Origin of the sequence: Vibrio sp. CCB-PB317 (assembly GCF_022808245.1) — a bacterium.
Lineage (GTDB): Bacteria > Pseudomonadota > Gammaproteobacteria > Enterobacterales > Vibrionaceae > Vibrio > Vibrio diabolicus.
Map to the genome: position 1 here is coordinate 1,042,552 of NZ_JALGNU010000003.1, position 9,474 is coordinate 1,052,025.

A 9,474-nucleotide genomic window follows, 5' to 3' on the forward strand; every position below is an offset into this window, starting at 1 on the left:
CCCCACTTACTCCACTTGAATCGATATTAAGTGGGGTAGGTGGGGTAAGTTGTTCTACTTTCAGAAAACGACACACCACTCTCAGTATGTAATCAGATAAAGATGTTTCGTTTTTATGCGTCTGGTTTCCCATTTGTAACGACCACAGCTTGATAGAAATATTGCTTGGCGCAAAAATCATCGATGACACTGTGACCCTATTATTGAGGCTATTATGTTGATCCCTTTCGGGTTAAAAGATGGCAAGTATTATGATGTTAGCGAAGTAGAGCGCGGCAGGGCTTGTGGCTGTATTTGTCCTAGCTGTAAGCAAGTGCTCGTTGCCAAGAAAGGTGACCCTGAAAAGATGGCGCATCACTTTGCTCACGACAAAAAAGCACAAGAAGACCAAGATGAGAAAATAGAGTGCGATTACTCTTTTTGTGTGGTGGCAAGACTCGTCATTAAACAGTCGCTTAGAGAGCTAACAACCTTTGATATCAGTTCACCAGAATGGAAGATAGAGCTGTCTGAAAAGGATAAATATGACCGGACTCGGATTGTCACAGGCTATGTAACTCAAGAGCGAACTTTGACCTTTGAGGAATTTGAGGTTGAGCCTAGCGCACCCTATAGTGAAGTTGATGTTCTCTGCCGTATAAATGGATACGTTATCGGTATACATTTTAGTTATCAAGGTCGTCCAAGTTACAGTCCAGATAAGAGAGGAAAGCTCTCTATCTTAGAGGTTAACCTAGAGCCACTTAAACAGCTTTATCATGAATTCAAAAACCAAAAATATGACTCGTTTAAAGAGTTGGCACTAGCGTATGTATTTGAAGATGGATGTCGACGTTGGCTCAGCCATGCCCGATACGTCAGCCGAGAAAGAGAACTAACAGCGACACTCAATGCTATGATTGTGGAATCAAACGGGCAGCCACCTGAACCTATTGTTGATGTTACGGTTATTCCCCAAATCCGTCACCGACCATATAAAAAATCAAGAAAGAAAAATGCTGAACGAGTTATGAGTGCAGTCACGAAACGTCCAGCAGTCGAGTCTTGTGTTCGTTGCAAGTTCGGGGTCGCTAACTATGTCGATAATCTTATCTGTGCCGATTGTTTACAGTATTACTATGGGCAGGGCATATTTCACATAGGTGCGATAAAAAAAGTCATAAAGCTAGAGTTTAATGTTTAAGCAATCTCGTTTCATTTGTTAGCGAAGTATCGAAACGTGAGATAACATATCGTGCGATAACTAGTTTTGTATAAAAAGATAATCTATGAGCTACTACAACCAGCATGCACAAGAGTTTTTCGATAGCACAGTCCACGTCGAAATGGATAGTCTTTATCGTGAGTTTCTGCCTTTGGTTCAAAAAGGTGGCAATATTCTCGATGCTGGTTGTGGATCAGGGCGTGACTCAAAAGCATTTAAAGAGTTGGGCTTTCAAGTTCATGCAATAGACGCTAGTGCGGTATTGGCAAAACTAGCAGAGGAACTCATTGAACAACCCGTTCAAATTGCCACTTTTCAGGATTTTGAATCTGAGAAACGCTTTGACGCGATATGGGCGTGTGCTTCACTGCTTCATGTGCCGTTTGATGAACTTCCTCATTCGTTTCTTAACTTATCAAAATCTCTGAAGAACAATGGCGTATTTTATTGCTCCTTTAAATATGGCAATGATGAAGTCGAGCGCAACGGACGAAAGTTCACTAACTTAGATGAATCGTTACTTAAAAGCGTGCTAAGCAATACCCATTTAATCATCAAAACGACTTGGCAAACTGGTGATTTACGGGAAGGTCGACAAAGTGAAAAGTGGTTAAATGCAATCTTGCTAAAGGAAAGCTCATGAACTTTACTGACGAAGATTTCTTTAAAGGCATTGTACTGTTTGGTTTAAATGCCGCTACTTACAAGATGGGACTTGCTCAGACACTTCTTGCCGCCTCAAGAAACCAGCAAAATGAGATTAATTGGGGAGACTTATCACAACTCTATTTTGATGCCTATTTGAAGCGTCTTACAAATAACCCAATGCCACAACAGGGCAACCCCAACCGTCTCACTAAGATGGAACGTATTGTTAAGGAATATCAGTTAGGGGCGTTAAGCCGTAATGAAGCTATTCAAAAAGTGGGGGAAACTGCTTTTGAGGATGTCGTTCCACGATTTCAAACTATAGGCACAGACAAGAGTATTGTAGCTAACCATTTCTACGAAATAGATATGGGGAATAGGCTCGTTCTCAAGGACTCATTGCTCGGTTTAACATCCACTCAGATAGATACGTTAGATAATGAAATTAGCGCACGTTGGGGACTGCTAGAGGGCGCATTCAGTATTAACCAAACCGACTTTAAGCTTGCCAATGACATCCGTGAAATTTATCTAAGAGATGGATATGAGCGAAAAGCTTTAACGAACAACATCCCATTTTTGTCAGGTTATCAAGGGAATAGCTGTTTCTACTGTGGCGAAGTAATGGACAGTGACATTCACGTCGATCATGTATTACCAAGACAGGTAGTCAATCATGATGAAATCTGGAACTTGGTGTTGGCTCATGGTGACTGTAATTTGTTGAAATCCGATAGATTGGTCGGTGAGCACTTCATTACCAAGCTTATTGCGAGAAATGAAAACATCATGGGGAGTAATCACCCTTGGAAAACTCAGATTCAAGCGGCGTTGGGCTCAACACCTAAAAGACGGTCAAGCACATTACGACACCACTATGACAACGTAAAAATGGTACTCGGAAACTACTATTGGGGTGGTTCTGACTCCTACGACCCTGCCACTGATCCGTTCTATAGAAGGCTTATTACGGTCTTGAATAATCGATAATTTAAAACATTATGTTCTGACTTAATAGGAGTTTACCGACGTTCTTCTAAAACTAACTAGGCGTAGCTATCTTCTGGGTGATTATCCGATGTGCTAGTAATTTATTTTAAGCTTTTGATTTTAAATGGGTTTTAATTTTTAGTTATCCTAAGTGGTTAGTGTTATTCTTTTTTTTATATCAATCCGTGTATTTAGGTTACTAGTTGATTATCATGTTGGTGCATTCAGAATGAGGCTATAACATGCATATCAAAAGTTTAGAAATCACCAACTTTAGAAAATTTAGAGATAAATCTAATACAATAACGTTTGTTGAGCCAACTAGTAAAACCGACGATGAGTCAATGATTTCATCTTCTACTACACTGGTTGTTGGTAAAAATAACTCGGGAAAAACGACGGTTACTCAAGCCTTAAATATGGTTGTTTCAGAGCAAGGAAAGATCAATGGTCACGATTTTAACTACTCATATATTGATGGCTTACTCAATGACTACCTAGAAGGAAGGTTTAATCGATTTCCTAATATTAGTTTTAAAATAACATTTATAACAAACCCGAAAGAAGCATCCTTAGTAAACTCTAAAAAAGCAATATCACTAGGTCAAACTACAAATAAAAATAAAGATGTAGATAGTGTTAGTGAATTTTCTTTGGTAGTAGATTTTCAATTAAATAATAAGATAAAGTTTGAAGAAGATGTCAAAGAACTTTTAGATAAATTTCTTACTAAGGACAGGAGTTTTAAGTTTAGAAAATTGTTGGATCTGATTTCAGAGTTTAAATTTGAAAAATTTGTAAGGTCAGATGAAGGAGTTGCAAAGTCAATAAATATCTCTAGTCTTATTGAGTTGAAAGTAATATCTGCGGCTAATAATATTCATGATAATAGACTCTTGTCCAAAGCATTCAATAAAATAATAAAATATAAATATCAAACTGATAAGAATGATTTTGAAGAGGTAAATAATTTAATAGAAAATAATAATGATGGAATTACTACAAATATCAGAGAGACTCATGAGTCTGTCATTCAAAACGTATTACAAGGTATTGTAGGTACCGATAGTCTAGGGATAGATCTTAGGGCAGATCTGACATTCGACAAATTAATGGATGGCTTAATTACATACGAACATAAGGATGCAGGTTTCCTAGTTCCAGAAGGTCAGTTTGGATTGGGATATGCAAACTTGATTAGTATCGTAAGCGAAATTATTGACTATATAGAACGAAACCCAAGCGGAGAAAAAACCACAAAAGTTAGGTTGATCTGCATAGAAGAACCCGAAACGTTTATGCATCCTCAAATGCAGGTGAATTTTATTCGTCACATTGATAATGCTGTTAGAAAAATTATAGGCGAAGGGGAAAAAATAAAGAGTCAGTTATTAATAACAACTCACTCTTCACATATATTAAATAGTAAAATCCATTCAAGTAGTAGTCTTGATAATATAAATTACATCTATCCACATAAAAATTTTTGTGAAAGTATTTCTATTAAGGACGAGGATATTAGTATTAAGTCAGGAAATAAAGATGAATTTTATTTTGTTAAGAAGCACATAAAACACCAAGTCCCAGAACTTTTTTTCGCGGATGGTGTTGTTTTTGTGGAAGGTATTACTGAAGAAAGGCTTTTAAATTTTTATATTGAAAGAGATGAGAAGTTATCAAAAAAACTAATTTCTGTTTTTAGAGTTGATGGTGCACATGCTAAAGTTTATGACAAGCTTATGAAACAGCTTAAAATTCCTTCTTTGATTATAACTGATATTGACTTTAAGAGAAGTAAAGAAGAATTAACTCAATCGGCTGAAACGAAAGATGGTAATCTTGTTAGTTGGAATATATATCCTCAAATGACAGAAATATTAGACAGTAGAATGTCAACAAACAAAACTCTGTCATATTATTATGACTCTAGCAAAGTTAAAGACTATAACCATTATTATGAGAGCAGCAATATTAAGGTGGTATTTCAGAAAGATCCAGTAAAAATAAAATTAGACGAAGAACATACAGCGGCTTACTATGCGACTAGCTTAGAAGAAGCTTTAGTTCTCGAAAACTATGACAACGAAATATTCAGAGGTGTTATAAATAGTACTGTACCTTCTGTTTATTCTGATGTTGTTCTTGAAGATACATGTGAGTATTTAGATTTAGCACATAACTCTTTCAGAATACAAAAGGAGCTCTCTTCTGCAAAATCAAAGTTTGCTAATAATATAATATATGAGCTTGTTGTTAATGAGGACTCGACTTCGCTACCAGTATTGCCTTCTTATATAAATGATGGTCTCCAATGGTTATCATTAAGGCTTGATGGCCAGCCAGAGGGAGTCTAGTCATGGTTGATAGAGTTCTGTTAGAAAAAGAGGCGAAAATCCAACAACTAATCTTTGACCAGTTGGATGAAAAAAAATCATTTTACTTTCTTGCTGGAGCCGGCTCAGGAAAAACATACGCTCTTGTTGAAACTCTAAAATATAGCATTAAAAAAAATATGCGTGATTTTGACAAAAATGGTAGTCATCTAGCGTGTATTACATATACTAATGCTGCAAAAGACGAAATAATAGAGCGTCTATATAATAGTAATTATATAGATGTTAGTACTATACACTCATTTTTGTGGGATATTATAGAGTCATATCAAGTAGAGCTAATTAAAGTGCATAGAAAAAATATTATTAATATAATTAATAAGTTGCACTACGAGCTATATGTTTGTGATGAATTCGGAAAGAAAAATGCGTTCAAAAAAATTAGAGCTTTAAACTATGAAGAAACCTTAGATCTTGAAACAATTGTAGTGGATAGAATTGATGACATCTACAATTGTTTTAGGGCTGAAGGAGCTTCTAAATTTTGGAGTGAGCTTGAAGGTGTTATAGGTAGTGAACTTCTATCTAAAATACAGTCCTCTAGAGGGGATGTGGAAAAAATAATGAGAAATATAATCAAGATTTCTAGATTGAAATATTGCACTAGAATGATTGATATTGATCATCCTGATTATTCTTATATTTCCTATAATGAGAAAGGAAGCAGAGAAATTCTTCACAAGAATTTGATTGGTCATGATACTCTAATACAATATTCATTAAGTATGGTAAAAGAGTATTCACTGCTTCTAAGAGTTATCATCGATACGTTTCCACAGATCTATATTGATGAATATCAAGATACTCACTCTCAGGTAATAAAAATTATGGATATGTTAATTTCTTATGGAAAGGACAATAACATGCCATTTTTTGTTGGTTTATTTGGGGATCCAGTTCAATCTATATACTCTAATAACGAATCTTATAATTCTATTAACAATGAAATTGATATTATACATAAAGATATCAATAGGCGTTCTTGTCAAAATGTCGTGGATATTATAAATAAAATACGAGGGAATCACCAAGAAATACATCAGGAGCCATTTAATAGCAATATTAATGGTGATGTATCTTTATCATACTATGGCAAAGATAGTTTAGATGAAATTCCTTTTATTTATAATGAAATTGAACAGGTTAAAACAAGTTGGGGGATAACAGAGGACAATAAGTTGACCTGTATGGTTTTGCGAAATAAAACTATAGCTCAGCTGTGTGGATTTGGTAATCTGTATGACTTATATAGTGCAATATACAGTGATAAGTCGAGTTATCTTTCCTATAACCAAATAAATGATGAAGCCTTAAATAAGGATGTTAATAAGTTAGGTATATTTCCACTGTTAGTCCTAAATATAGCAGAACCTTTATTTAAGATAAATTATGATAGTTCGGCTCCTCTCTCCGATGTTTTCAGTGATGAGTCTTTAGATAATCATTCATTGGATGAGGTGGCGACTTGCTTGGATTATATCCGAGATAAGGATTATGTATCATTATGTGACGCTTTGTCAGACTTGCTTGTACAGACTTTTGAGAATACGAGTTTAACGAGTTTATACTCCGATTTATCGAAAGGATGGATGAATAACAAAAGAGATAAAAGAGATATAGGTTCAATCGACGATTTAATTACATACTTATGCAGTTCAATCTCTAGTTCTCCTAGTGATAGCTTACGAGATAATGTTAAAGCTCTTTTATCCATGGACTTGAAAGAAGTATTTAACTGGATTCGTTTTGTTTCAGGAATTGAGATTGATAGCAAAGTCAACTACATAACATGTCATGGCTCGAAAGGTTTAGAGTTCGATAATGTCCTTGCAGTTATCGACGATAAGTTTGGAAAAGATCTAAAAAATAAGCCTGAGAAGAATAAATTCAGTAGGCTCCTCTCGTCTGGATTACACGAGAAGCATGAAGCAGATTTAGAAAATACAAGGAATCTCCTATATGTAATCTGTTCGAGAGCAATAGAGAACCTAAAAGTGATACTTCTTAAAGAGGGGGACGGTCAAGGAGCTATTTCTATAGAATAGTTTTTTGGGAGCTCAAAGTAGGGAAATTTTTTACCCTACTTTGAGTTTAAATGAAATATTGCTACACAATTGCTACATTATAATTTGTTTTTCGTTTCATGATTGCTATAACTTGTTGATAATAAATGATATTATTCCCACGTATTATCTCCTTAACAGGGCGTTATGCCTTTAGGAGAAAAAATGGCAGTTTCAATTGATTTAAGAGTTGGTACAACTCCCTTTGAATTTTGGCATGAATTTGGTGAAGACCAGATAAATGTTATTAATTCTAAGGTTTTTGTTGAATCTAAAAAGTTAGTATTGTCTTGTGAGGCTAAGCCAGTCGATTCCAATCAACTCTCAGATGCAAAGTCAATTTTTCGCAATCCAGATCAGGTAATACAAATAGTTATAACTGACGAAAGGATTTTGGAAAGGTTTGCGCGTTACGTCAATAACCACCGAGATGAATTTGACTGTTGTGAATTGACAATAACTTTTGGAAACCGGAAGTACCAGTATCCAGTAAAGGTTTCTAGACATCAGTTTGGTGGGATGATGCTGCGAGTACAGGCATAACAAACTGTTTAAGAGTGATTCGCAACGCGTGGCATTTTTACTATGCGTTGGTTTTAGTGATTAAGGTCGTATGCGGGAGCTTCGGTATAGCGTTGCTCACACCTTAACAGGGCGTTAGGCGAAACGGAAAAGGTATTACATTTTGCAATCAACAGATGATCGATATATCTCCCATAAAGTGTTTAGTGAGTTGGCTTATTATGCGCAGTTCTATGAATACTTGTCGGATTCAGTTATGAGTTTTTCAACTACCGGAACTACTGCGATAATGAACATGGATACCTATGTTTTCATGTCGATGAAAGGGACTATAGAGTCCATTCATTTGGTACTGAAAGATGGTAAGTTGAATGATGCATATGCTTTGCTAAGGAAGTATTATGATTCCGTTATGATCAATGCATATACAAACCTATATATTAATGATCATGCGGGACAAACGGGCTTCTTTATTGAAGAAATAAATGACTGGCTTCATGGTCGAAAACCGCTGCCAAGAATGAAGAAAATGTCTGCCTACCTTAATAAGTCAGCTCAATTAACTGAATTAAATCGTCTTTTTGACTCTGATGATCGCTACGATGGTGTGAGAGATCGTTGCAATGATAATATGCATTATAATTACTTCGCTTTGTTAATGCTCAATGAAGGCAAAATTCATATGAAAGAGCGAATCCTTCACTTGGAGCAACTTAGTAATGATATTCGCGATGTGTTTATTCTGAACGTGGCGTATTTGTTCATGATTAACGAACATTACATGATGTCTTCGGATTATATAGACTATATGGAGGCGAGTATGTCACCACCAGAAGGAAGCCAATACTGGGTTGCAACGTTCATTCAAGAAATGGCGGACAATATACTCTCTAAAGTTCGTCCTGATATATTAGCTTTGCTCAAAAGAACAACAAGTATGGAGCTCACTTGAGTATTCGCCTAACAAAGCATTTAAGAGTGATTCGCAACGCTTGGCAGTTTCGCTTCGCTCAAGTATAGCCAAGCGCCGCTCACACCTTAATGCGGCGTTAGGTGTTTGTGGAATGAATTGGAAAGAAGTGATTTATTGAAGTTGTTAAAAGTTACATATTCTTAAGTATTTACTTAAATACTTAAGAATATGTAACAATAACTCTACGCTGGTTGTTTTTAAAGCTTTGATTTTATTTGGTTTAATGAAATAAAATGGCAGTTAAAATTCTTAGCGGTGTTTTTGTTTTTGGCTAAAACAATTTGTGTTACTAAACGTGAGAACAACACCTAACAAACTGTTCAAGAGGGATTCGCAACGCGTGGCATTTTTACTATGCGTTGGTTTCAGTGATTAAGGTGATATGCGGCAGCTTCAGTATTGCGTTGCTCACCCCTTAACAGGGCGTTATGCGATATGAGGAAGTTGATAGTATGGAAAGCAATGTAGTTAAAGAAATACTTGAAGCAGAAGAGAAGTTAAAAACTTCAATGCTCAATTCAGATATGATTGCCTTGCAAGACTTATTGTCTGATGACTTGGTATTTGTTAATCACCTTGGTCATCGAACTTCCAAACAAGACGATATAGCACTGCATGGCTCTGGCTTACTAGCTATTAAGTCAATTCAATTCCATGATCTTCACGTAGTACCTCAGAAGA

The 9,474-nt window shown here is 35.8% G+C and carries 8 protein-coding genes; all 8 read left to right on the forward strand.

Going from position 1 to position 9,474, the window contains the following annotated elements; translation table 11 throughout:
- The first annotated feature begins 214 nt into the window (after window positions 1-214).
- Complete coding sequence (locus tag MTR11_RS22200) at window positions 215-1,183, forward strand: hypothetical protein (RefSeq protein WP_243328422.1); 969 nt, start codon at window positions 215-217, stop codon at window positions 1,181-1,183.
- A gap of 85 nt (window positions 1,184-1,268) precedes the next feature.
- Entirely contained in the window at window positions 1,269-1,847 is a 579-nt protein-coding gene (locus MTR11_RS22205; protein ID WP_203343885.1) for a class I SAM-dependent methyltransferase, read from the forward strand.
- Window positions 1,844-2,842 carry an HNH endonuclease gene (locus MTR11_RS22210; protein WP_243328423.1) on the forward strand — a complete coding sequence of 333 codons (999 nt, stop codon included), beginning with the start codon at window positions 1,844-1,846 and terminating at the stop codon, window positions 2,840-2,842. Before MTR11_RS22205 ends, MTR11_RS22210 begins: the two co-directional genes overlap by 4 nt.
- Before the next feature lie 242 nt (window positions 2,843-3,084).
- On the forward strand, window positions 3,085-5,196 hold the full coding sequence (locus MTR11_RS22215) for an ATP-dependent nuclease (protein ID WP_243328424.1): 2,112 nt from the start codon (window positions 3,085-3,087) through the stop codon (window positions 5,194-5,196).
- A gap of 2 nt (window positions 5,197-5,198) precedes the next feature.
- Complete coding sequence (locus MTR11_RS22220; RefSeq protein ID WP_203343887.1) at window positions 5,199-7,280, forward strand: UvrD-helicase domain-containing protein; 2,082 nt, start codon at window positions 5,199-5,201, stop codon at window positions 7,278-7,280.
- Window positions 7,281-7,463: 183 nt separating this feature from the next.
- Window positions 7,464-7,841 carry a hypothetical protein gene (locus MTR11_RS22225; protein WP_243328425.1) on the forward strand — a complete coding sequence of 126 codons (378 nt, stop codon included), beginning with the start codon at window positions 7,464-7,466 and terminating at the stop codon, window positions 7,839-7,841.
- Between the two features lie 235 nt (window positions 7,842-8,076).
- Complete coding sequence (locus tag MTR11_RS22235) at window positions 8,077-8,772, forward strand: hypothetical protein (RefSeq protein ID WP_220235816.1); 696 nt, start codon at window positions 8,077-8,079, stop codon at window positions 8,770-8,772.
- Between the two features lie 473 nt (window positions 8,773-9,245).
- A partial coding sequence (locus tag MTR11_RS22245) for a nuclear transport factor 2 family protein (RefSeq protein WP_243328426.1) occupies window positions 9,246-9,474 on the forward strand: 229 nt, incomplete at its 3' end.

Coding starts and splice junctions, on each gene's coding strand:
- MTR11_RS22200 (WP_243328422.1), top strand. CDS start 215: ATGTTGATCCCTTTCGGGTTAAAAGATGGCAAGTATTATGATGTTAGC.
- MTR11_RS22205 (WP_203343885.1), top strand. CDS start 1,269: ATGAGCTACTACAACCAGCATGCACAAGAGTTTTTCGATAGCACAGTC.
- MTR11_RS22210 (WP_243328423.1), top strand. CDS start 1,844: ATGAACTTTACTGACGAAGATTTCTTTAAAGGCATTGTACTGTTTGGT.
- MTR11_RS22215 (WP_243328424.1), top strand. CDS start 3,085: ATGCATATCAAAAGTTTAGAAATCACCAACTTTAGAAAATTTAGAGAT.
- MTR11_RS22220 (WP_203343887.1), top strand. CDS start 5,199: ATGGTTGATAGAGTTCTGTTAGAAAAAGAGGCGAAAATCCAACAACTA.
- MTR11_RS22225 (WP_243328425.1), top strand. CDS start 7,464: ATGGCAGTTTCAATTGATTTAAGAGTTGGTACAACTCCCTTTGAATTT.
- MTR11_RS22235 (WP_220235816.1), top strand. CDS start 8,077: ATGAGTTTTTCAACTACCGGAACTACTGCGATAATGAACATGGATACC.